The 23,597-nt window shown below is 34.4% G+C and carries 27 protein-coding genes; 20 read left to right on the forward strand and 7 right to left on the reverse strand.

The genetic code is table 11. From position 1 onward, the window contains the following. Positions 1–64 precede the first annotated feature (64 nt). Entirely contained in the window at positions 65–2,401 is a 2,337-nt protein-coding gene (locus O5637_RS04460) for a class I SAM-dependent methyltransferase (RefSeq protein WP_269606440.1), read from the forward strand. On the opposite strand, the gene O5637_RS04465 is transcribed toward O5637_RS04460, so the two are convergent. After that, entirely contained in the window at positions 2,390–2,557 is a 168-nt protein-coding gene (locus tag O5637_RS04465) for a hypothetical protein (RefSeq protein WP_269606442.1), read from the reverse strand. The genes O5637_RS04460 and O5637_RS04465 overlap by 12 nt on opposite strands. Positions 2,558–3,018: 461 nt before the next feature. Between O5637_RS04465 and O5637_RS04470 the strand changes: the two genes are divergently transcribed. Both O5637_RS04470 and O5637_RS04475 read left to right on the forward strand, forming a co-directional pair. After that, complete coding sequence (locus O5637_RS04470; protein ID WP_269606444.1) at positions 3,019–3,288, forward strand: SemiSWEET family sugar transporter; 270 nt, start codon at positions 3,019–3,021, stop codon at positions 3,286–3,288. An 87-nt stretch (positions 3,289–3,375) separates the two neighbouring features. Next, positions 3,376–3,537, forward strand: a complete 162-nt coding sequence (locus O5637_RS04475; RefSeq protein WP_269606445.1) for a hypothetical protein — start codon at positions 3,376–3,378, stop codon at positions 3,535–3,537. A gap of 47 nt (positions 3,538–3,584) precedes the next feature. On the opposite strand, the gene O5637_RS04480 is transcribed toward O5637_RS04475, so the two are convergent. Both O5637_RS04480 and psbF read right to left on the reverse strand, forming a co-directional pair. Beyond that, on the reverse strand, positions 3,585–4,106 hold the full coding sequence (locus O5637_RS04480) for a hypothetical protein (protein ID WP_269606447.1): 522 nt from the start codon (positions 4,104–4,106) through the stop codon (positions 3,585–3,587). A 159-nt stretch (positions 4,107–4,265) separates the two neighbouring features. Continuing rightward, positions 4,266–4,559, reverse strand: a complete 294-nt coding sequence (psbF, locus tag O5637_RS04485; RefSeq protein WP_269606448.1) for a cytochrome b559 subunit beta, long form — start codon at positions 4,557–4,559, stop codon at positions 4,266–4,268. Positions 4,560–4,754: 195 nt separating this feature from the next. On the opposite strand from psbF, the gene O5637_RS04490 reads away from it, so the two are divergent. The 3 genes from O5637_RS04490 (at position 4,755) to O5637_RS04500 (ending at position 6,591) form a co-directional block, all read left to right on the forward strand. Beyond that, complete coding sequence (locus tag O5637_RS04490) at positions 4,755–5,189, forward strand: hypothetical protein (protein ID WP_269606450.1); 435 nt, start codon at positions 4,755–4,757, stop codon at positions 5,187–5,189. A 466-nt stretch (positions 5,190–5,655) separates the two neighbouring features. Then, the gene (gene fldA / locus O5637_RS04495; protein WP_269606452.1) at positions 5,656–6,171 is read left to right on the forward strand and encodes a flavodoxin FldA; all 516 of its coding nucleotides are present in this window, start codon (positions 5,656–5,658) and stop codon (positions 6,169–6,171) included. Between the two features lie 180 nt (positions 6,172–6,351). Further along, entirely contained in the window at positions 6,352–6,591 is a 240-nt protein-coding gene (locus O5637_RS04500) for a CopG family transcriptional regulator (protein WP_269606453.1), read from the forward strand. Between the two features lie 15 nt (positions 6,592–6,606). Here O5637_RS04500 and O5637_RS04505 read toward each other — a convergent pair whose 3' ends face one another. Genes O5637_RS04505 through O5637_RS04515 form a run of 3 tightly spaced genes read right to left on the reverse strand, consistent with a single transcriptional unit; the run spans position 6,607 to position 10,511 of the window. Then, positions 6,607–8,445, reverse strand: coding sequence for an ArnT family glycosyltransferase (locus tag O5637_RS04505; RefSeq protein ID WP_269606455.1), 1,839 nt, complete (start codon positions 8,443–8,445; stop codon positions 6,607–6,609). After that, positions 8,446–9,555: a glycosyltransferase family 4 protein gene (locus O5637_RS04510; RefSeq protein ID WP_269606457.1), complete on the reverse strand. Its 1,110-nt coding sequence runs from the start codon at positions 9,553–9,555 to the stop codon at positions 8,446–8,448. A gap of 5 nt (positions 9,556–9,560) precedes the next feature. After that, the gene (locus O5637_RS04515; protein WP_269606910.1) at positions 9,561–10,511 is read right to left on the reverse strand and encodes a DMT family transporter; all 951 of its coding nucleotides are present in this window, start codon (positions 10,509–10,511) and stop codon (positions 9,561–9,563) included. Positions 10,512–10,564: 53 nt separating this feature from the next. On the opposite strand from O5637_RS04515, the gene sppA reads away from it, so the two are divergent. The 12 genes from sppA (at position 10,565) to O5637_RS04575 (ending at position 21,498) form a co-directional block, all read left to right on the forward strand. Then, complete coding sequence (gene sppA / locus O5637_RS04520) at positions 10,565–11,374, forward strand: signal peptide peptidase SppA (RefSeq protein ID WP_269606459.1); 810 nt, start codon at positions 10,565–10,567, stop codon at positions 11,372–11,374. Then, entirely contained in the window at positions 11,371–11,748 is a 378-nt protein-coding gene (gene aroH / locus O5637_RS04525) for a chorismate mutase (RefSeq protein WP_269606461.1), read from the forward strand. The genes sppA and aroH overlap by 4 nt, the downstream gene beginning before the upstream one ends. Positions 11,749–11,846: 98 nt before the next feature. Then, a complete protein-coding gene (locus tag O5637_RS04530) occupies positions 11,847–12,422 on the forward strand; it encodes a DUF2808 domain-containing protein (RefSeq protein ID WP_269606463.1) in 576 nt (191 codons plus the stop codon). 48 nt (positions 12,423–12,470) lie between these two features. Next, positions 12,471–12,608 (forward strand): 50S ribosomal protein L34, encoded by a 138-nt coding sequence (gene rpmH, locus O5637_RS04535; RefSeq protein WP_269606465.1) that lies wholly within the window; start codon positions 12,471–12,473, stop codon positions 12,606–12,608. A 45-nt stretch (positions 12,609–12,653) separates the two neighbouring features. Then, positions 12,654–13,040, forward strand: a complete 387-nt coding sequence (locus tag O5637_RS04540; protein WP_269606467.1) for a ribonuclease P protein component — start codon at positions 12,654–12,656, stop codon at positions 13,038–13,040. Then, positions 13,037–13,447 carry a PH domain-containing protein gene (locus O5637_RS04545; RefSeq protein WP_269606469.1) on the forward strand — a complete coding sequence of 137 codons (411 nt, stop codon included), beginning with the start codon at positions 13,037–13,039 and terminating at the stop codon, positions 13,445–13,447. The genes O5637_RS04540 and O5637_RS04545 overlap by 4 nt, the downstream gene beginning before the upstream one ends. A gap of 83 nt (positions 13,448–13,530) precedes the next feature. After that, positions 13,531–14,679, forward strand: coding sequence for a membrane protein insertase YidC (yidC, locus tag O5637_RS04550; RefSeq protein ID WP_269606470.1), 1,149 nt, complete (start codon positions 13,531–13,533; stop codon positions 14,677–14,679). A gap of 57 nt (positions 14,680–14,736) precedes the next feature. After that, positions 14,737–16,215, forward strand: a complete 1,479-nt coding sequence (locus tag O5637_RS04555) for an AAA family ATPase (RefSeq protein WP_269606472.1) — start codon at positions 14,737–14,739, stop codon at positions 16,213–16,215. Positions 16,216–16,336: 121 nt separating this feature from the next. Further along, positions 16,337–17,617: a serine--tRNA ligase gene (gene serS / locus O5637_RS04560; RefSeq protein ID WP_269606474.1), complete on the forward strand. Its 1,281-nt coding sequence runs from the start codon at positions 16,337–16,339 to the stop codon at positions 17,615–17,617. Between the two features lie 19 nt (positions 17,618–17,636). Next, positions 17,637–18,719: an RIP metalloprotease RseP gene (gene rseP / locus O5637_RS04565; RefSeq protein WP_269606475.1), complete on the forward strand. Its 1,083-nt coding sequence runs from the start codon at positions 17,637–17,639 to the stop codon at positions 18,717–18,719. Between the two features lie 123 nt (positions 18,720–18,842). Next, on the forward strand, positions 18,843–19,145 hold the full coding sequence (rpsN, locus tag O5637_RS04570) for a 30S ribosomal protein S14 (RefSeq protein WP_269606477.1): 303 nt from the start codon (positions 18,843–18,845) through the stop codon (positions 19,143–19,145). A gap of 184 nt (positions 19,146–19,329) precedes the next feature. After that, positions 19,330–21,498: a polyribonucleotide nucleotidyltransferase gene (locus tag O5637_RS04575; RefSeq protein ID WP_269606479.1), complete on the forward strand. Its 2,169-nt coding sequence runs from the start codon at positions 19,330–19,332 to the stop codon at positions 21,496–21,498. Between the two features lie 3 nt (positions 21,499–21,501). On the opposite strand, the gene O5637_RS04580 is transcribed toward O5637_RS04575, so the two are convergent. Continuing rightward, on the reverse strand, positions 21,502–22,416 hold the full coding sequence (locus O5637_RS04580) for a 3'(2'),5'-bisphosphate nucleotidase CysQ family protein (protein ID WP_269606481.1): 915 nt from the start codon (positions 22,414–22,416) through the stop codon (positions 21,502–21,504). A gap of 1 nt (position 22,417) precedes the next feature. On the opposite strand from O5637_RS04580, the gene rsmI reads away from it, so the two are divergent. Next, entirely contained in the window at positions 22,418–23,305 is an 888-nt protein-coding gene (rsmI, locus tag O5637_RS04585; protein ID WP_269606483.1) for a 16S rRNA (cytidine(1402)-2'-O)-methyltransferase, read from the forward strand. A 53-nt stretch (positions 23,306–23,358) separates the two neighbouring features. Next, on the forward strand, positions 23,359–23,589 hold the full coding sequence (locus O5637_RS04590; protein WP_269606484.1) for a hypothetical protein: 231 nt from the start codon (positions 23,359–23,361) through the stop codon (positions 23,587–23,589). The last annotated feature ends 8 nt before the right edge of the window (positions 23,590–23,597 follow it).

The following is a 23,597-nucleotide window of genomic DNA, read 5'->3' on the forward strand; positions in this document are numbered from 1 at the left end:
ATATTAAGCTTAAATAATAAGATTTTCGGGTTTTAGTATAATGCTATTAATTAAATAAAAGTCATTGAGTGGTTTCGGTATAAAGAAAGAAGAGAAAAGTGGCTCTTCTAAAAAACTCCAAAAGCTTTCAGAAAAGGACCTGAAGGCAAAATCAATCAATAATCATATTAAAGGTAATTTAGATGAAGCTGAAAAAGGTTACATAACTTTTTTAAAAAATGGGTATTCTGATGCAGATATAATTTCAAATTACGCACTCATATGTGAAGAAAAAGGAGAAAATGATAAAGCTATAAAACTATATAAAAAATGTGCCAAAAGTTATCCAAATCATATTTACACAAAATTAAATTTATCTTTTTTATATTATAAATTAAATAATTTAGAAAAAGCTGCAATAATAATTGAAGAAGCAATTAAATTAAAGCCAAGTCTTCCAAATAGCTATTGTATTAGAGGATTAATTCTGAAAGGTTTAAATAAATATGATGACGCTCAATTATCACTTCAACAAGCAATCGAACTAGATAATAATTACTTTGATGCTTACATAAATCTAGGATTGCTAAATAAAGATTCTAATAAATATGATGAGGCAGAAGAATATTATTTAAAAGCTTTAGAAATCAATAATAAATCTGCCATAGCTCATTTAAATCTAGGCGCTTGCTACAAAGAGAAAAAAGAAATAGAAAAGGCAATATTACATACAGAGAAAGCAATAGAGATAGATAATAAACTAGAAAAATGTTATTTAAATCTAGCTAGCATATATAACCAAATTGGTGATTATAAAAAATCACTCTCACTTACAAAAAAAGAAATTTTATTGAACAAAAATAGTGAATTAAGTTATCAACTTATAAGTGAATTAATTAAAAAAGGAGAATTATTAAATACATCGGAGAAAGATAATAGAGAATTACTTAAAAGTATATTAAATAGAAAAGATATTTCTCATCGAGAGCTATTCGGGAATATTAATAGCCTAATCTCCAAAGAAATATTAGAAAAATTATATACTTTAGAATCCGATTTGTACGACAGTAATGAATTCAAGATTCTTAGTACGGACAAGGAGTTAGTAAAAGCACTTTCGTTACTAATATTTTGCTCTCCGTTATGGGAAAAAGTTTTAGGAAATATACGAAAAAATATTCTTCTAAGCTATTCAGACAAAGATAAAGTAAGTAATACTATTCTTGAATTTACAATAGCTCTTGGATCACAATGCTTCTTAAATGAGTATGTATATTACGTATCTAAAGAAGAAAAAGATAAACTAATAGAACTTAAAAAAACGATCAGAAATAAAAATAATGACTACAAATTAGCCTTAATATCTTGTTATCAATCTCTATCATCAATAAATAATAAAACAATCGATTTAAATACCTATGTATCAAACAACAAAGAATTCAATAATTTACTGAATTTACAATACAAAGAGTTAAATGATGAAAAAAATATATCAAAAGGAATCAAAAAGATAGGAAAGATAAAAGATTCAATATCTAAAGAAGTAAAGAATCAGTATGAATTAAATCCATATCCTAGATGGAGATATAATTCATATGCTAAAGAAAATAAATTAAACTTTTTTTCAGTTATTAATTCTGAAATCTATCCATATCAAATTAAATATAATGCAGGTCAATTTGAAAATAAAAAAATAAATATACTTATAGCAGGGTGCGGAACTGGGATTCAAATAATTGAAGCATCTCGATATAGTAATTGTGAAATAACAGCAATCGATTTAAGCAATTCAAGTATCTCATATGCAAAGAGGAAGGTCGATGAATATGGATTAAAAAATGTAGATTTTATAGAAATGGATTTACTTGAATTGAAAGCACTAAATAAAAGATTTGATTTAATAGAATGCTCAGGTGTTCTCCATCATATGAATGATCCTACTAAGGGATTATCAAATCTATTTAATGTATTAGAACCAAAAGGGTTTTTAAAGTTAGGTTTTTATAGCAAGCATGCAAGAGAAGGAATACAAAAAGCGAGAAATCTAATCAAAGAAAAAAATATTAAACCAAACGTTGATGGAATAAGAAGATTCAGAAATGACGTTCTTAATGGAGAAATAAAACAGTTAAATGAAATAACTAATTGGTCAGATTTCTACTCAACCTCAATGTGTAGAGATCTCTGCTTTCACAGTCACGAAAACTGTTACTCATTAATTGAAATCAAAGAGATGTTAAAAGTATCTAATCTGGAATTCCTAGGTTTTACTCTTTCGAAAGATATAAAAGATCAATTTCAGAAAAAGACTAAAAATACAAATTCTTTAAAAGATTTAGAATTATGGGATAAATTTGAAAAATTAAATCCTAATTCTTTTAGAGAAATGTATCAATTCTGGGCTAGAAAATCAATTGAATAGTTGTTCTTCCAATCCTGGAATGAACATTTTACATAGTGAGAAAATAAATAATATTGCTAAAACATTACCTAGCATTGCTATTGCAAAGCGAATTCTTAAATCTTTAGCAAATGGTAGTAGGTTTTCCCAAAGTTGTAATAATGGTCCGCCTGCCATTGGATATTAATGTTTAATTACCAATAGCTTACAGTGGCACTACCTTATTGGCTACATAAAAACCAAGATTTAAGGCAAAAAGATTCTATTGTTATCTTCTAATTCAATTTGCTTCTCATAGCAAATTGAAGTATCAACCCTATCAATATTAGGGCTACAGGGTATAGAAGTATAAATAATATATCCGTTAATTTTTCTGGTCTATTCACAATAAATAAACCCACTATAAAAATTATTACTGGCAAAAGGATAAGTGATTTTATTAATAGGCCTTCATTCCATTTTTTAATCTCATTATCTTCATCTAATAAAGTTTCCAATTTATCCTTTAAAAGCTCGTCATTAAAATCAGACTGATCGCCCATTTAATTTTGATAGTAATAGTACTAATGTAAGGTAAAACAATATGAGACCTTTTTCATTACTATATAGTTTTGATCTAAATCCACACCTATAAAAGAATGAGTGACTTTAATTATATAGATTTATTTGGTTTTTTAGCGGCTTTACTCACTACCATTGCTTTTTTACCTCAATTGTATAAAACATGGCAAACAAAATCAGCTGATGATGTTTCATTAATTATGTTAATTCTTTTTATAACAGGCCTTTTTTGTTGGATTATTTACGGCTTAAAAATTAATTCTTTTCCTATCATAATTGCTAATATTATTACTTTTATTTTTAATTTTTCAATTTTAATTTTAAAAATTACATATAGAAAAAAATAAACACGGCTGAGATTCTTTTATATATATTAAATTATTTTTCTATAGCTCCTATAGAAGCTATAGTTACTTAAGAATTGAACTAATTAAATGCCTGTAGAAGAACTACAAATTATTGGGAAATCTTTAGCTTTGCATCCTCCCGTAATGATAATCACACTTGGTTTATTCATGTACATTAGAGGTAAAGCTATTGCAAGCAGCAATCCAACAAAAAAAGTTACTCCGTTTTTTCCTTTTAGAAACGTTTAAAAATATAATTAATCAACCTTTTGCGAATAAATTAGTTTAGTTAGTAATCAACCAAAAGGATTAGTTCCTTTAAGTGGTCCTACAAATAGAAATTCCATAACAGCACCTGTTATTGCAACAGGAAAAACCCAAATAGACATAAATCTAATTCCCATAAATTTCATTCCACCTTTCCCTGCAAATGCGTCTTTAGTCATTGTGTAGACGGTTTCAGTATCACTTACGGTGTATGAATTTTCTCCTGGGCTAGAGTAAGGCTGAGCAAAATTCATATTATTTATTAAATTTCTAACTTTGTTATGCAGGACTATTGGCCAAACCCACAAGAAAAATATACGACTAGCAAATGCAAAAGTATCTGATTGAGGAATTCCTAATTGCTTATTTGCTTTATCTTTTGGGAAAGCATCCTCGATAATCTCTGAAATCAGATTTTGATCTGTTGGGAATACAACTTTTGTATTAATGACGTTGGATTGATCAACGGAAGAAACGATTTCGTTTTCAGTATTTTCTAAAACAGCCGTAGAGCTATTATTTTCATTCAAATTTGATTCTTGACTTTCCATAACAAACTTCCGTTTTGAAAAGATTATAAGTCGTCTTGGTTATTTTTGATTAAAGAAATATATAATTTAAAAATATTAAATAGAAATTTTAATTATCTTTTTAATCAATAAAAAAAGGCTTACCTGCTGATAAGCCTTTTTCTATTTTTATTTTTTTATTTAAGCGTTTATTACACCACGGCGAATAAATTGCATTGCAAATATTGCTCCAAGGAAAAACACTGTTGGAATACCCAATGCATTCACTGCCAAAGTCCTAACAGTGAAAACTGGGTAGCCACCTGCTGGTCTTCCTTTATCAGCAACAATTGCAGTGTCTTCCCAAACTTGTTCGTTTTTAATAGTAGGGCCATTATCCCAGACAAATACTCCCCATCTACGTAACCAATAATCAGCAAAGGCAAGAGTAAAAATAACTGGAGAAAGAACCAGCAATAATTTAAGTGTGTTCATCCATCTAGGATATTTATGTCACAAATCCTGGCATATGAGAGCCAAAAAGGCTGATCAAGAAGAAGACCCTAAGGATTCTGTAACAAATTAATCCAATTTCAGAAGCTTTAAAGACTCCTTTATACCTCTAGCTTTACTTCTGATAAGGTAGTTTTATTGCCTTATGGCAGGCCTATAAATTATTGGTTTTTATTTATGGAATTTGGTTTCAAAGAAATCCTTTTTGGACTTGCTGGGGTCAGCATGATTGCTTGGGCCGGAGTTATTGGCCTATGGCATACCTATATGTTTCCAACATTTTTCAAAGAAGATTCCAGTCGAATTAATAGTACTTCTCCAGTAGGTTCTGCTCAGTCAGGAACTAATGCGAACGGCTCCAACAAACCATGGTTCATTGATGATGAAGGTGGGACACTCACACCTAATTCAGCACTGGGTGCTATCGGTCTTAGCGATAGAGGGAAGTACAGCAAAAAATCTTTTGTAGTTGCTGATTTCAATCCTGTTGAAGCTGGCTATGGAGTTAACAGGCTTTACACCTCTATTTTGATTGGTTTAGCTATAAGTACTTTTGTAATAATTTCCTTTGGACTACAAAGTGGATTTGGAATGATGGGACCAAGCTTATAAATTGATTCAACTTAAAACTAAGAAATAAACAATTAGCAAAAATAATTTAATCTAAACCAATTCAATTCATCCTAAAGTCAAACTCTATAATTTGGAGTTTGACTTTTTTTAAGAGAATAATTTTCTTGACCACAAATGTTTTCAGATAAAGATCTTTTGTAAATGAGATTTTGGGTAATTTTTGAAAATTTTGAATCTATTTTATTAAAAATATCTAGCATTTTAATTTTTTTCTGAAAAATTTCCAATCATTTTCTCTTCAAACCCTTTGCATCACTTAGTTTAAGAATGAAGATGATCATGTAAAGCAAAATGGAAAATGAGTTTCCTAGTAGATAGGAAAACGAATATTGACTTTTTCATGTATCAAAAATCAATATTCAATGGACAAGAAAATTTAAAAAAAACCAAATTCACTCTAAATGTGCAAAGCTGCTTTAAAATATACTTGATTTTAAATTGCTCCATGACTGTAGGAATCTACTTCGCTACAACAACAGGTAAAACCGAAGATATAGCGGAAAGGCTGCACGGCTTACTTGACTCTGCTGAAGCTCCAAAGGATATTTCAGACGTCGATGACCTTAGTGAACTAGCCGGACATGATGGGGTTATTTGTGGAATCCCTACATGGAATACTGGTGCAGACTCTGAGAGATCAGGAACTGCCTGGGACTCAATCCTTGAAGACATTGGAGAACTAAGTCTTAGTGGCAAGAAAGTTGCGATTTTTGGTTTAGGTGATTCTTCTACTTACACCGAAAACTATTGCGATGCAATGGAAGAACTTCATAGGTACTTCAAGCAAGCAGGTGCTTCAATGGTTGGTTACACTTCTAAAGGTGATTACACCTTTGACGAGTCAAAAAGTGTTGTTGGAGAAGAATTCTGCGGATTACCTCTTGATGAAGACAGTGAATCAGACATGACTGATGAAAGGCTTTCAGGATGGGCTGAGAAGCTAAAAGGCGAGATGTTTTAAGCCTTAAACAAAAACTTCTAGATCTTCCTAAGTCCTTACTTAGGAAGATTTTTTTTGTCGATTTTTAATAAAAGTAAAAATTCTGAAAAGATAAATTATAAATATCCCTAAAAAAGTCATTTTCTGAAGCTATTTAAGAAATACACCCAAACAGCCCGATAATATCTTAATGTTTTCTTTATGAACTCAAACAACTGCTCGGGTCAAAACGTTTCTATAAACGTAAATCTTTCTTTAAAAGATGAGACTTTGCGAATGCTGATAGAGATGGCAAATGATATGGGCGCAAGTCTTGAGGATGTAATAAGCTCAATAACTGAAGACTCGGTAATTGATTTAGAGAGACTTCAGGATGATCTAGGCATTGTTATCATCCCCGAAAAATGTAGTAAACAAGATTTAATAAATTCGATTCAATAAATATTGGATGTTTTTTTAAAATCTTTCAGGTCTAGGATTTTTCCAAGTAGAAATAACACCCTCTTTTTTCAAAGTTTTAGCTCGTCTTTCAAGAATTTCTCTATCAAGTCTCCAAACGCTATAAACACCAAAATTACCTATGACTTTTGGATTAAGTCCTTGCCAATAAGTTTTTTCCGCTGATCTTTTATCAATTACTAAAAGAGTAGTTTCTGAGCCATTGGATCCATATATTGGCCTTCCTTTCCAGCCTCTTCTTTTCTCATTATTTAGTCGATCTGAAATATTTACAAAAGCATTTTCAGATCTACCTTCAAAAATAATGACCTGATTGGTATAAAAATGAATTGATGGTTTCATAGCTCCTACCATTACTAAAGGTTCGTTTTTGCTTCGAGAATTTAAAAGTGATTCTGAGGCTTGCCTTAAGGGGAGTTGTCTCAACCTATCTGCTAAATCAAAAGTTGGTAATACGACCAAAAAATGGGATAAAACTATAGGGATTTGCAAAATCAATAGTTTGCCATATATTTTTTTAGAGGAAAATATGATTCCTAGCGCAGCAATTAAAAGAAAAATAAATCCGGCTTTTTCAATTAAAAAGCTTTTGGTTAATTCTTCTACAAAATTGGGAATCTCAGGATCATTAAGAAACTGAATCCATAGCTTTGAAGAGAAGAGAAATATGGAAAAGAGTATTGATAAGAATATTGTAAATTTCCAAGCCAGAGATTTTAAAAATTCCTCTTTTATATTATTGGTTAAGGAAAGTGATATTAAAAGTGAGGCTGCAGGAGTAGCAGGAAGCCAATAACTCGGAAGTTTTGTAGCTGAAATAGTAAAGAAGACAAATACAGCAACTAACCAAAAAAATGAGAACTCAAATAATGATTCCTCTGGTTTTTTAATAAGCCTTCTAGGCCATTTAGATATATTGCAAAAATTCTTCCAAATACTTATTAATAAAAATGGCGTAAAAGGTAAAGAGGCTATACATAACACTATTAAAAAAAACCACCAAGGTTCACCATGAGAATTTACTACCGAGGTAAATCTTTGAAGGTTATGGTATCCAAAAAAACTATCTAGGAAGGGCTTTCCCTCTATTAATAATTCAATTAAGTACCAAGGAAAACTAATAACAAAAACAAGAAAAAATCCTGGAAGTAGCCTCAATATTTTTAAAATTCCAATAAAATTATTTTGAAATAAGCCAAAAAATAAAATTGTTAATCCTGATAAAACTAACGCGACAGGACCTTTAGTTAAAACTGCTAATGATAAAAAAATCCAAGACAACCACCAAACTTCTCCTTTTGGATTAGCGAATCTTCTCCATTGAAAAAGCAAGCAACTTCCTAGAGTGCTACAAAGAAGTGCGTCACTTACAGCAATCCTTCCCCAAATTATTACCAAAGGCGACAATGCAAATACTAGAGAAGTAACAACTGCAATTCTTCTATTGAAATTATTTTCTTCTTGGGGATATTTCATCATTGTGTCCCCTAGAACAAGCATTAAAAAAATTGTTGACAATGCAGAAGGAAGCCTGGCAGCCCAGGTGCCTAAAGGATCCCAAGAGTTGTTCCCTGGGATTGAATACCCCAGCCCCATCAACCAATAAACCAAAGGAGGCTTATCAAATCGAGGTAATCCATTTACTTGAGGAGTGAACCAATTCCCCGTTTCTGCCATTGCTCTACTAGCTGCAGCAAACAAAGGTGGTGTTTCATCCACTAAACCTGTTGTGCCTAATTGCCAAACAAAAATTATTAATCCAATAAATAAAATACAAAGAAGACCACGTCTTCTTTGTTTTAAACTTGCGTAAAAAGAGTTAGTTAAACTTTTCAATTAATCTTGAAAGTCTGCAGAGATTTGTTTATTTAAGCCTTTATCAAGCCAATTCTCCACTAGTTCTGCAAAGACTTTATTAGTTGCTTTCTTTTCAAACCAATCCCTACAATTTTTTCTTTTGATTTCTGAGATTGATTTTGTTGCTTTTATCAATCCTTCAATATCATTAGGCTTAACCAAAAAACCATTCAATCCATTTTCGATCAATTCCCCAGGTCCTCCAAGATCATATGCGATTACTGGGACGCCACAAGCCATCGCTTCAACAATAACGTTACCGTAAGCTTCATTCCATTTAGGGGTGTTTATCAACACTCTACATCGTCCTAATTGTTCCTGAAATTTATTCGTTGGAAGAAATCCTTTCCACTCAATAATTTCTTTTGTATAAATATTTTCGATTTTTGATGCATATTCTTTATCTTCTATAAGTCCCCAAACTAATAATTTTTCTCCTAAAGAATTAGCAACTTTTACTGCATCTTCTAAACCTTTTTCTGGCGCGATTCTTCCAGCCCAACCTAATGGTCCATTCTCATTTTCATTGAATAAATAATTTTCGATATCAAAACCGTTGCCAACAATAATTGGATCATTTTTTAAACAATAATCTTTAGATTGTCTTTTAGTATGAAAAGCCAACTGAAATGGATATAATTCACTTATCTCACTAATAATTTCTTTCATTATTAGTGATTCAGCGCCCATACTAATTAAGTGAAATATCTTAATTGTTTGAGTTTTTGTTAACCATAATGGAAGCCAATCATATGCAAAATTAATAACAGCGTCGTATTCATTTGCTATATATATTGCTTCTTCCCATAACCTTGGCAAAACACTATTAGAGGGAATTAAGATTGGATCTGTTTCCTTCTGATGTTGCCAACTAGGTTGATCAATTCCATCTATTAATCTTATTTCAAGCAATTCACTTTCAAAAGGTAACTTTGATCCTTTTGGTGCAATTAAAATAATTTTATGACCTAATGAAATTAAGCCTTTTATGAGAGAAATAATAGTAATTTCAACTCCTCCTCCTTTTCCACTGCCCAAACAACCAATAGGTGTGCTTACAAGAATAAGTTTTAATTGCTTATTAATCACTTAAATTAAACCTCTTTTATTAATTCATTATTGCTTTTATCTCCCCAAAATCTTCTCCTTTGACTAACAAATAGTACTGAAATTAAAACCAAAACCACTCCAATCCACTGAAGGAGGAAGAGTCTCTCACCCAACCATATTCCGCCAGTTATCAAGGCGAATACAGGTGTTAAAAAGGCAAGGGTACTGAAGCTTGTTAATTCTTTGCGGCTTGCAAACCAAAAAAATAATCCATAGGCCAATGCACTACCAAACAAACTTGAATAAGACATCAAAGTCCATTCAAAAGGAGACCACTCTGGAACTAACGGCCAATTTTTATCAAACACATGCCACACGAGAAGAGGAACACTTCCTAAAACCATGTGCCAACCTGTTACAGCAACAGGATCACTATTTCTGCAAGCAAATCGAATAAGCACTGTTCCTAAAGCCATCGAGGTTGCTGCGCATATCATCCATACTTCCCCATGGCTTAAAAAATTACTTCCTGATTCAAATTTGCCCAGCAAAAACCAATTCCCTAGCAACTCAGTAGGGACTCCAAGACAAATTATGCCAACCAAGCCAAGCACCAATCCAAGCCATCCAATTGGATTTATTGCATCCCCAAACAAAATTCTTGCTAACAAAGCAACCATTAAAGGTTGGGAATCGATAAGAACAGATCCCAATCCTGCGCCCGTTTCCATTAAACCTTTAGCCAAAAAAATCTGAAAAAGAGTTGCGTCAATCAAAGTAAATACTAAAAACCACACCAAGTCATCTTTCGAAATATTCCAACTCCTTTTCAAGAAAGGGACTGAAGCTAAAACTACTAGACCTGCAGGCAAAAGCCTTAGTGAGGCTACAATCTCAGGTCCTGCTGCATTAACCAAAGGTGCCATAGCCGCCATTGATGTACCCCAAAGAGCGAACGGCAAAATCATCAAAAACCAATTCCAAATGACAAACATAAGGTCAGAAAGCAATCTCCTTTTTAAGATCTATAAAGTTATGCATAATTTGAATGATTTGGCCCTTGAGACGAAAATCCAAAAAAAGGATGGCACGAATCTGTATTGAAGGTCCTATCAATTCAGAAACTCGAAAAAATGTTCTAAAAGCATTAAAGCAAATTGAGGAAAGAGAGTTTCCAGCCTTATTACTTCGCATTGATAGCCCTGGGGGAACAGTTGGTGATAGCCAAGAAATCCACAGCGCTCTCTTAAGGCTAAGAGATAAAGGTTGTCATGTTGTCGCTAGTTTTGGCAATATCTCAGCCTCAGGGGGGGTCTATATAGGCGTAGGTGCTGAAAAAATTGTTGCCAATCCAGGGACAATAACAGGTTCTATTGGTGTGATTTTAAGAGGTAACAACCTGTCTAAGTTATTAGAAAAGGTTGGTATTAAATTTGAGACCGTAAAAAGTGGAATTTATAAAGACATTCTTTCCCCCGATCGCTCTTTATCGTCGGAAGAGAGAGCACTCTTACAATCTTTGATTGATAGCAGTTACGAACAATTTGTTTTGGCAGTTTCAAAAGGAAGAAATTTAACCCCAGAAGTTGTTAAGAGTTTTGCCGATGGAAGAGTTTTTACTGGAGAGCAAGCCAAAGAATTTGGACTAGTGGATGAAATTGGTGATGAAAATGATGCAAAATTACTTGCTATAAAAATTGCGAACCTAGATGAAAAAACGAAACCAATTACCTTTGGCAAAACCAAAAAGAAATTATTAGGTTTTTTACCTGGAGGGAAATTAATTCAAAATATTTTAAATGCATTAAACCTAGAGTTGGAGGGGAATGGACAAATCCTTTGGCTATATAAGCCATGAATTTTTCAAATGAATTCACTTGCCTGTGTGCATTGAGGGGAGCAACGACTTGTGAAAATAATTCTGTTGATTCAATTACTTCGGCTGTAGAGGAATTGCTAATTGAATTAGTTTCTAGAAATAATTTGATCCCAGATCAAATTATTTCTGTTACTTTCTCCGTAACTTCAGACTTGGATGCTTGTTTCCCCGCTTCTATCGCTAGAAAAAAAACAGGCTGGGAAAAAATCGCACTTTTAGACTGTCAGCAGATGTTTGTGAAAGACGACCTATCTAAATGTATTCGGCTACTTGCTTACGTTTATTTACCTAACGAGCAAATGCCCAAAAATCCCTATCTTGGTAAAGCAAAAAATTTACGTCCTGACCGCTAAATCCAGATTTTTTTCCAATAACAGCTTATATTCATTCAAGCTCATGCAAATACACTTGAAAATATTCAAGTGATTAATATTTCTGAAAACTTCAAGTTATGTTCAAGAAGAAATTATTATCAACCTTTAAGAAAAGTTTTTTTATTGGATTTTCAGCTTTTTTATTTGGAACAGGGGCTTCCATTTTAGCTCCACAATCTTTTGCATCCCCAGGGTTCTTTGAATACCAATGGGATCCTGAGCCTGGATATAAAAGACTTAAATATTATCAATCCTCCTCTGAAAGAAATGAAAGATCGACTTATTACTTCTTCCTTAGAGGTAAGGAAAGAAAAGAAGATATTGAAAAACTGACGATTGCAGTGCCTGATTACTTTGAAGCAAAAATCAAGACAAAAAAATTAAACCTCTGCAAAGTAAAAGTTGGCGGATATACCGAAAGGACTCGTTGCCTAGAAAACATCCCTTCTTTAATTAGAGTTAATGATAAACAAACTATTATTGAAATCCTCCCAGAGAAACCAATACCAAATAATAAAGATAATTACGCGGTAGTAATGAAAATCTTCAATCCTAGAAAAAGAGGTATGTTTCAATTTCAAGCGCTGTCCCAAAAAGGTGGAGACATGCTTATCTCAACATATTTAGGGACTTGGAACATAGACGTACAGTGAACTGATAAATTAACCTTCATATCTAATCCAATACGAGAATAAATAAAAATGACAAAAAGAACTTTTGGAGGAACTAGTAGAAAAAGGAAAAGAGTTTCTGGTTTCAGAGTGAGAATGAGATCTCATACTGGGAGAAGAGTAGTAAGAACTCGTAGAAAACGTGGAAGGGCTCGTTTAACTGTATAAAAAAGACTTTCAAGTAAAGATACTTAACAACAAAAGTTTCTTCTAATGGTTTTGCCAAAACATATGAGACTCAAAGGTCATAAATGTTTTGACTTCATCTATAAGGAAGGCTCGAGGTTCTACGGTCCTTCAATGATTCTTAGAGTTACGTACGCAAATACAAAGCTTCAAGTCAAAGGAATCAACTCAAAGATCAGGCCTACGATAAAATGTGCAATATCAATAAGTAATAAAGTAAGCAAAAAATCAGTTATAAGAAATAAGCTTCGACGGTTATTCCACCAACATTTATCATACAGACTTTCTAAAATGGTTTTTGACAGAGAATTATGGGCTTTTATTTCCTTAAAGCCCTCTTGCATGAAAGATTCCGAGAGCAATCTGCTTAAAGAATGTGACAAACTGCTAATCAAGGCTGGAATAACAAAATGACAATTAGCCCCAATGAAGACATTTTTTACGAAGGCGGTCCTGCCCGCGGTGACCTAATAATAAATTTGATGGCTGGGATAACACTTATAGGTTTACCTTTTACTTTCGGGGCCTTGGTTAGAGCCTTGTGGGTTAGATACAAAATAACGACTCGTAGAATATCCGTTACTGGTGGCTGGCTAGGGAGGGATAAGACCCAAGTTGTGTATAGTCAAATTGCTGATATCAGGTCTATACCAAGAGGTCTGGGATCTTATGGAGATATGGTGCTAGTCCTTAAAGATGGTGCCCGACTCGAAATGAGATCGCTTCCAAACTTTCGAGAAACAGAATCTTTCATTCTTGAAAAAATAGAAAAATCAGCTTCCAATATGCCCGATAAAGATGTTCAGGGTTTTTCAAACTAATGAGCCATTAAATATATGTGAGACAAGAACACATCTTCTAAGGCAAACTGGCCTAACAACCTCAAACTTTCTACCTTAAAACCGTGATCGGGTACATCTCCGACAATCTACTTATCCCGATCCTAGATTTTTTCTACGGATTAGTTCCAAGTTATGGACTAGCGATTGTCGCATTAACCATAGTTATTCGCTTAGCACTTTTCCCTCTTAGCGCGGGCTCAATTAGAAGTGCAAGAAGAATGAAGATAGCTCAACCTGTAATGCAAAAAAGACAGGCTGAGATCAAAAGCCGCTACGCAAGTAATCCTCAAAAACAACAGGAAGAATTAGGGAAATTAATGGGTGAATTCGGCAGCCCATTAGCTGGGTGTCTTCCTCTTCTTGTCCAAATGCCAATTTTATTTGCGCTATTTGCAACTTTGCGAGGTTCACCTTTTGCTGATGTACCTTATCTTGTCAATATTAAAGTTCTGCCATCAGACCAAATAGCAGCCGTTGAGCCCAAACCTTTCAAGACAGCCAAACATTCAATATTTATAACTGAAAAAAATCATTTCCCTGTTATCGCATCTCTTCCAGGCGGCACAAAAATCGGCTCAGGTGATTCCGTTAAAATTAATTTGCAAACTTTGAGTGGAAATTCATATGTCAACGAATTACAGAAATATGAAAATGGATCTAAGTTTTCACCTTCTTGGAAAGTAACTAAAGGAGAAGACATTGTAAAAGTATCCTCTGATGGAACTGTAAATGCTCTTAATACTGGTGATGCGACTGTAGAAGCGAAGATCCCTGGTTTAGCTGCTAAAAGCGGCTTCTTGTTTATAAAAGCATTAGGGAATGTTGGTTTTTATGTAGACGGAGCAATTCATTGGGATATTGCCATTCTGGTGGCAGGTTTCGGCTTAACACTTGTCATTTCTCAGGTGCTCTCTGGAAGAGGAATGCCAGTAAACAAACAACAATCAACTGCAAATAAAATCACGCCGGTAATGATTACTGGAATGTTTTTATTCTTTCCTTTGCCTGCTGGTGTATTGCTTTATATGGTCATTGCAAATATTTTTCAAGGATTACAAACATTTCTGCTTAGTAGAGAAGCATTACCAGACAATTTACAAAAAATACTAGACGATCAACTTAATCAGCAAGATAAACCCTCTATTTCAGTTGCCTCAGAAGTAGTAGGTGATTCAGATAGATTACCCTTTGAACCAAAAAGTAATAAATAATTTTATGAGGAACTTATTATTTAAATTCAGCCTAAGATAGAACCAAATCAATAACTGATGTCTAATTGGGACGAACAACTTGATCTACTAATTCGAGCGAGAACTCCTATTATTTGGATAAGAACTAATGAAGAAGAAAGGGTTGAAACCCTTTTAAAAAACGCTACTAAAAGGCTTGCTCCAAGAAGACTTGCGATATGGAATTACATAGATGGAATTAGTAATGTTCTTAATTCCAATAATGTTGGCTCTAGGCAGCCAATGGCAATTCTTGAATGGCTTAAAAAACTGGATGAAAGTTCCCCAACTATTCTTCTTTTAAAAGATTTTCATCATTTCTGTGAAGATCCAAGCATTCTAAGGATGCTAAAAAATTTAACTATTAATCTTCGCTCAAAGCCTCATTCAATAATTATCAGTTCTGGCTTATGGAGCCCCTCAAATGATTTAGAAGAGGATCTAACTATTCTTGATCTTCCTCTGCCCAATAATAATGAAATAAAGGCACTCTTATCAAATATAGCTGAAGCTAGTAATTCTCAATTAGACGAAAAAGTTCTAAAGGAACTTACAAATGCATGTGGTGGCCTTAGTGAATCAAGGATCCGTAAAGTAGCCGCTAGAGCTCTTGCGCAAAGAGGTAAAATTGGTAAAGAAGATTTAATAGAAGTACTGGAAGAGAAACGCCAATCTATTGCTCGTAGCGAAGTACTGGAATATTGCAAAACAAATAAGTCACCAAACGATGTTGGTGGTTTACAAATATTGAAAGATTGGTTGAAGCAAAGGAAACAAGCCTTCTCCGAAGAGGCAAAAGATTTTGGATTGCCTTTACCCAAAGGGGTTTTATTAGTTGGCCCTCAAGGAACGGGAAAAACTCTCATAGCAAAAGCAATTGCAAATAGCTGGTCTATGCCATTGTTAAGACTTGATGTAGGGAGATTATTTGCTGGCTTAGTAGGAGCAAGTGAAGCACGCACAAGAGAAACTATTCAGAGAGCTGAAGCTATGGCCCCTTGCATTTTATGGATTGACGAAATTGACAAAGCTTTTGGAGGAGATGGTAGAAGTGACGGAGGAACAAGTCAAAGAGTGCTTGCAAATATTCTCACGTGGATGTCAGAAAAAACTTCATCAGTTTTTCTTGTAGCCACTGCGAATGGAATAGATAAGCTTCCTGCGGAGCTACTGAGGAAAGGAAGATTTGATGAAATTTTCATGTTGGAGTTACCCTCTAGAAATGAAAGACATAGCATTCTTGAACTTCATCTTCAAAAAAGAAGACCTAATTTAAAAATTGATTTAAATGCTGCTTTAGATAGAACAGAGGGATTCTCTGGGGCAGAATTAGAACAATCAGTCATAGAGGCTATGTACTTTGCATTTGCAGAAAAAAGAGAACTTCTTGAAGGTGATTTAATTCTCGCTACAAGTCAACTAGTTCCTCTTTCTAGAACTGCAAAAGAACAACTTGAATCTCTAAGACAATGGGCCTCTAGTGGAAGAGCAAGAGCTTCATCTCCAAAACTTTTTTAGAATTTTCTTATAATTTTATTTTAATTAATCAAAAAAGTTCTTGATTTAGAAGAAATTAACAAGCATGATTATTTTTAGGAACAATTAACGATTAGGCTAAAAGGAATTCAATATACAGATAGTGATAGACCAGAGACTGCTAAGAGAAAATCCTAATTTAATTTCGGAAGGACTTAAATCTAGAGGAATTGATTTTGATTTAGGACCTCTTCAAAAATTATGCAAAGAGCTTAAAGCACTTGAAGAGAAAAGAAATTCTTTACAAGCACTGGGCAATTCGATTGGTAAAGAGGTTGGCCAAAAGATCAAACAAGGTCTTTCTCAAGATTCTGATGAGATTTCAAATCTTCGCATCAAGGGCAATCAAATCAAAAAACAAGTGGGTGCTATTGAAGACGAAGAAAAATCGATTTCAAATAAATTAAACGAACAAATCCTTTGCTTGCCTAACCTTCCAGAAAAGTATTCTCTCAAAGGGAAAAACGAAAAAGATAATAAAGAAATAAGAAAATGGGGAGAACCTATTTCAGGAAATAATTTAAAAGATCACTGGGAAATTGCCAATAAATTAAACCTCTGGGATAGTGAGAGGTCTTCAGTGATAGCAAAAAGTCGATTTGTAACCCTTTTCAAACAAGCAGCAAAACTTGAGAGATCACTTATAAATTTCATGCTTGATTTACATGTTAAGAAAGGATATTTAGAAGTTCTTCCACCAGCTCTTGTAAACACAGCTAGTCTAACTGGATCTGGACAGTTACCAAAATTCGCAGAAGAAAGTTTTAAATGTGCTGATGATGATTTATGGCTGACTCCTACTGCTGAAGTTCCAATAACATCTCTTCATCGTGGAGAGATCATTCCTAAAGATTTGCTGCCGTTAAGATACGTTGCTTATAGCCCTTGTTTCAGAAGAGAAGCTGGAAGTTACGGAAGGGATACAAGAGGTTTAATCAGACTTCATCAATTCAATAAAGTTGAACTGTATTGGTTTACTACTCCAGAAAAATCTGAAGAGGCTTTAGAACAAATCACATATGATGCAGAATCTGTGTTGCGAGAACTCGAACTACCTTACCGAGTAATTCAACTTTGCACAGGAGACTTAGGTTTCTCCGCAAAAAAAACTTATGATTTGGAGGTTTGGCTACCAGGTGCAAATACTTTTAGAGAAATATCTAGTTGCAGTAATTGTGGAGACTTTCAAGCTAGACGTTCTTCAATACGAACAAAAGATAACAATAAAAAAAATATACTTTTGCATACCTTAAATGGAAGTGGATTAGCTATAGGTCGCACTATGGCTGCGATTTTGGAAAACGGTCAACAATCTGATGGAAGTATCAATTTACCAAAAGCCTTAATACCTTACTTCGGTTCGAACAAATTACAGCCAGAATAACCCAATCAAAATCTAATTAATGAACGTTCTATTATCTATAGCTGTACTTGGCCTTCTGATTTTTTTTCATGAGTCTGGTCATTTTTTAGCAGCAGTTCTTCAAAAAATCAAAGTCAGTGGTTTTTCAATTGGTTTTGGACCAGCTCTTTTGAAAAAGGAAATAAATGGAATTACTTATTCACTTAGATCTCTTCCTCTAGGGGGATTCGTGTCATTTCCTGATGAAGAAACTGATTCATTAGTTCAACCCAATGACCCAGATCTTTTAAAGAATAGACCAATTCACCAAAGGGCAATAGTTATTTCAGCGGGTGTAATAGCAAATTTATTACTTGCTTGGATAGTACTTATTGGTCAAGCAAGCTTTGTAGGGATTCCTAATCAACCTGAACCTGGAGTAATAATCATGGGAATCCAGCCAGACGAGCCTGCATTTAATTCAGGATTAGTTGCTGGAGATCGAATAATGAGCGTAAACGGTGAAGAATTAGGCAGCGGTAAAGAAGGCATTATGAATTTAGTCAATATCATTCAAAAATCATCTGGAGAAGAATTACTTTTTGAGAGAATTAATGAAGGAGAAAGCGAGACGGTTTCTATAATCCCATCTGAAAACGAAGGGAATGGGAGGATAGGAGCTCAGTTGCAACCAAATCTTCCCAATGAAGTATCGAAAGCAAAGAATATTGGAGAAATATTGGACAGCTCAAATTCACAATTTTATGAATTACTAAGTCGGACAGTTATTGGTTATAAAAGTTTGATTACTAATTTCTCTTCAACTGCTCAGCAGTTGAGTGGACCAGTCAAAATAGTTGAAATTGGTGCTCAGCTTTCAGAGCAAGGAGGGTCAGGTCTTGTACTCTTTTCTGCTTTGGTTTCAATTAATCTGGCAGTTCTTAACTCTTTACCATTGCCTCTTTTAGATGGAGGACAACTTTTTCTTCTAATTCTAGAGAGTATCCGTGGAAAGCCAGTTCCAGAAAAAGTTCAATTAGCTTTTATGCAATCTGGATTTGTTTTACTAGTTGGACTAAGTGTTGTTTTAATAATCCGCGATACAACTCAACTATCTTTATTTCAACAGCTTGTCCATAGATAATAACCTAAAAAATGGATTATTTAAATTTGAAAAAAATATTTTGAAAATAAATTTCCTGCAATTTCTTAAAACAATCAGGCAAAGAGTTAAAATGATATCCAAACGTGTTTAATAAGCACCTTAATGGCCAAAAAGTCAATGATAGCGCGTGATGTAAAGCGCAAAAAACTTGTAGAAAGATACGCAGCGAAGCGTAAAACTCTTATTGATGCTTTCAAATCAGCTAAAGATCCTATGGAAAGGCTAGAAATCCATCGAAAGATTCAAGCTTTACCAAGAAATTGTGCACCAAATAGAATTAGAAATCGTTGTTGGGCCACGGGTAAACCAAGAGGCGTTTATAGGGATTTTGGCTTATGCAGGAATCAACTTAGATCAAGAGCTCATAATGGAGAATTACCTGGAGTAGTAAAATCAAGTTGGTAATAACTATCAGCAAATTTATTTAAACCAAGAAGTGGGAAAGATTATATTTCCCACTTCTTTTTTAATTTTATAGTTTCAGGAATTGTGGTAAATGTTTCCTCTAGGAAACAAATCTATCGAGATTTTTACTCAATTAGTCCCATCAAGTGTAAGAATGTCTAAAGACAAAAAGCTATAAAGGCACGTGCAAGGTCAGACAAAATCCGTTTCCTTCGATGGTAGAGAGATAAAGCTCACTACAGGGAGATTTGCTCCACAGGCTGGTGGTTCAGTAATGATTGAGTGTGGGGACACCTCCGTTCTCGTAACAGCAACAAGATCTACAGGAAGAGAGGGGATTGATTTCCTACCTTTAATGTGTGAATACGAAGAAAGGTTATATGCAGCAGGAAGGATTCCAGGAAGTTTTATGCGTCGCGAAGGTCGACCTCCCGAAAGAGCGACTTTGATATCAAGACTTATTGATCGTCCAATGAGACCTCTTTTCCCTGGTTGGATGAGGGATGACATACAAATAGTTGCAACCTGTCTTTCCTTAGATGAAAGAGTTCCAGCAGATGTATTAGCTGTAACAGGAGCTTCAATGGCAACATTAATGGCAGGTATTCCTTTCCAAGGGCCTATGGCTGCTGTTCGCGTTGGCCTCTTAGGAGATGACTTTGTTCTTAATCCAAGTTATCGAGAAATCGAAAGAGGTGATCTTGACCTTGTAGTTGCTGGAACTCCAGATGGAGTAGTAATGGTTGAAGCAGGAGCCAATCAACTTTCCGAACAAGACGTTATTGAAGCTATTGATTTTGGCTACGAAGCCATAACTGAATTAATCAATGCTCAAAAAGAAGTTTTAAAAGAGTCAGGAATCAATCAAGAGATTCCTGAAGCCCCTAAGGTTGACGAAACAATATCAAACTATTTAGATAAAAACTGTACAAAATCAATTAGTGAAGTCCTCAAAAACTTTGATCAAACGAAAGAAGAAAGAGACAATAAGATCGAAGAAATAAAGACAAGTATTTCTTTAAAAATAGATGGACTAAAAGACGATAACGCTGTAAAAAAATCTATTTCTTTAAACAACAAACTACTAGAAAATAGTTATAAAGCTTTAACCAAAAAGTTAATGAGAGATCAGATAATTAAGGAAGGTAAAAGGGTAGACGGAAGAGAATTGAATGAAGTAAGAGCAATTGAGGCTGATGCTGCAGTTTTACCTAACAGAGTTCATGGATCAGCTTTATTTCAAAGAGGTTTAACTCAAGTACTCTCTACTGCAACATTGGGCACTCCAAGCGATGCCCAGGAAATGGACGATTTAAACCCTAATACTGATAAGACCTATATACATCATTACAATTTTCCACCTTACTCAGTAGGAGAGACTCGACCAATGAGAACTCCTGGAAGAAGAGAGATTGGTCACGGAGCTTTAGCAGAAAGGGCTTTAATTCCTGTACTTCCAGCAAAAGATACTTTTCCTTATGTTTTAAGAGTTGTTAGCGAAGTCTTGAGTTCTAACGGCTCCACCTCTATGGCCTCAGTATGTGGAAGTACGCTTGCACTCATGGATGCAGGAGTCCCCTTAAAAGCCCCTGTAGGTGGCGCTGCCATGGGCCTAATCAAAGAAGGCAAGGAAGTCAGAATTTTAACTGATATTCAAGGTATTGAAGACTTTCTTGGAGATATGGATTTCAAAGTTGCTGGCACAGAAAAAGGAATTACAGCCTTGCAAATGGATATGAAGATAACTGGACTTCCCATTGAGACAATTGGGGAGGCTATTAATCAAGCACTTCCTGCTAGGACACACATATTAGGGAAAATGCTAGAGGCAATTGAAACACCAAAAGACAATTTATCTCCTCATGCCCCAAGGCTATTAAGCTTTAGAATTGACCCAGAGCTCATTGGAACTGTCATTGGACCTGGAGGAAGAACAATAAAAGGAATCACAGAAAGAACTAACACAAAAATCGATATAGAAGATGGGGGTATTGTCACTATTGCCTCACATGATGGGGCAGCGGCAGAAGAAGCTCAGAGAATTATTGAAGGTTTAACTAGAAAAGTACATGAGGGAGAAATTTTCCCTGGTTCCATCACTAGAATTATTCCAATTGGCGCGTTTGTTGAAATACTTCCTGGAAAAGAGGGAATGATTCATATTTCTCAATTATCTGAAGCAAGAGTAGAAAAAGTGGAAGACGTTGTAAAAGTTGGAGATCAAGTAACGGTAAGGGTAAGAGAAATAGATAATCGCGGGCGCATTAATCTAACTTTAAGAGGAGTATCTCAAAATGGTGGAATGAACAACTACCCTGAGCCAACTCCTACGCCTGTAGCCCCTCTTACTTGATAATTAAACTACAAATTTAGATTCTTCTAGAGAGAAAAACTCCATAGCTTTTTGGCAAATCTTTTTATGAGATTTACCATGGCTAGCAATTAAACAGCCAGGCTGAGAATAGTTAGTTTGCTGGTAAGTCAAATTTGTTCCATCGGCATGAGAGAACATTCCACCAGCCGCTTCAATGAGTACATGGGGAGCAGCCATATCCCAATCCTTTGGAGAAGTTTGTCCAGATATAGATATATAAACATCTGCTTCTCCTCTCATAATCGAGGCGATTTTACAACCGACACTGCCTATTTTTTTTGTCTCAGCAAAGCACAAAGTTGACAGAAGTTTTTTAAGTTTTGATTGTTGATGATTTTTGCTTGAAACCAGAACTAATTTAGGAATATCAATCCTTTCACTAAAAGAAAAGTTCTTTTTAGAGCCATCTCGGTTTTCAAACCATGCACCAATTCCAATAATTCCAAACCATAATTCATTCTTTTCAGGAATCAAAACTATCCCAAGTTTTGGCTTTTCTTTATATGCCAAAGCAATATGAACTGCATAGTTTTCAGACCCTTGAAGAAAATCCTTTGTCCCATCAAGTGGGTCAATAATCCAGCACCAATCTTTTTTATAATTTTCTAGTTGAAAGGTTTTTTCCTTAGAAGTTTCTTCACTTAAAATATCCCATTCTTTAAATGTGAGATTATCCTGCAATCCAGAGATCAATAATTCATTAACTGCCATGTCAGCTGCTGATACTGGGCCATCGCCACCTTCTTCTACAGTTAAGGATCTTGGAAAGCCATAGGGAGGCTGCTCCCCTCTCGCATATGCCATCAAAACATCGGCTGAAGCCCAGCAAAGTTTTCTAAGCTCATCCAATAAAGTCGTTAATTCGACCTCTTCTGGCACAACAAGATCAATTGACATAATGGATTTAATTGACGAGAACCAGCATCAGCAAGAAAGATCAGAACCTTGTCCAGGGACACTTTACATAGTAGGTACGCCAATAGGAAACTTAGGAGATTTATCTCCGAGGGCAAAGTCAATTCTCAAGAATGTTTCAGTAATAGCCTGTGAGGATACTCGTAGAAGTGGACAATTATTGAAAATAATAAAATCTAAAGTACCACTTCTTAGCTATCACAAACACAATTTCAAAAGTCGTCAATCTCAATTATTAGGAATACTAGAAAGCAGGGGGAGTCTTGCTTTAATTAGTGATGCTGGCTTACCAGGGATAAATGATCCAGGTCAAGAACTTGTTCATGCTGCTAGGTCCAATAGTTATGAAGTAATTTGCATTCCAGGACCTTGCGCTGCAACTACAGCATTAGTAATAAGTGGCTTACCATCAGAGCGATTTTGCTTTGAAGGGTTTCTCCCAAAGAAACGAAGCCTTAGGAAGAAACGTTTGGAGGATATTTCACAAGAACATAGAACGACAGTAATATATGAATCACCGCATCAATTGATAAAACTCTTAGAAGATTTATCTATTGAATGCGGAAAAGATCGCCCTATTCAAATCGCAAGAGAACTTACAAAAAGATATGAAGAGTCAATAGGGAAGACCATCGAGGAGGTAAAAAAATATTTCATGATAAACAAGCCAAAAGGAGAATTCACAATAGTTCTAGGAGGAAATAATAAAAAGAAAAAGAATAGAATAGGTGAATCAGAAGCATTAAATAAACTCAATATTTTAATCAATCAAGGAGAAAGATCTAATATTGCAGCTCGAAAAGTTTCAGAAGAAACGGGTTATGACAAAAAATGGCTTTATTCGAAATTACATAAGAAGCTTGACAAATAAACTTTTTAACTCAAAGCTAATAAAAAGATAAATTTTTATTAGAGAATTTTTAAATGTTTTTCAGATTAAAACTTTTAACTCTAAATATTGCCACAGCAATATTGTTAATTTTTTTTCTATGCCTAGGATCTCAAAATATAGGGAAAAAATATAGTTTAGATTTTATAATTAATAAAACAGTATCTCTTCCAATTGGTTTCTTAATGGGTGCGACATTTACTTTCGGATTAATGTCTGGTGGTTTAACTTCAGTATTAATGATTAGCAAGGATGATGATAATTAACTTTTACA

Origin of the sequence: Prochlorococcus marinus str. MIT 0917 (assembly GCF_027359575.1) — a bacterium.
Classification (GTDB): Bacteria; Cyanobacteriota; Cyanobacteriia; order PCC-6307; family Cyanobiaceae; genus Prochlorococcus_B; species Prochlorococcus_B marinus_D.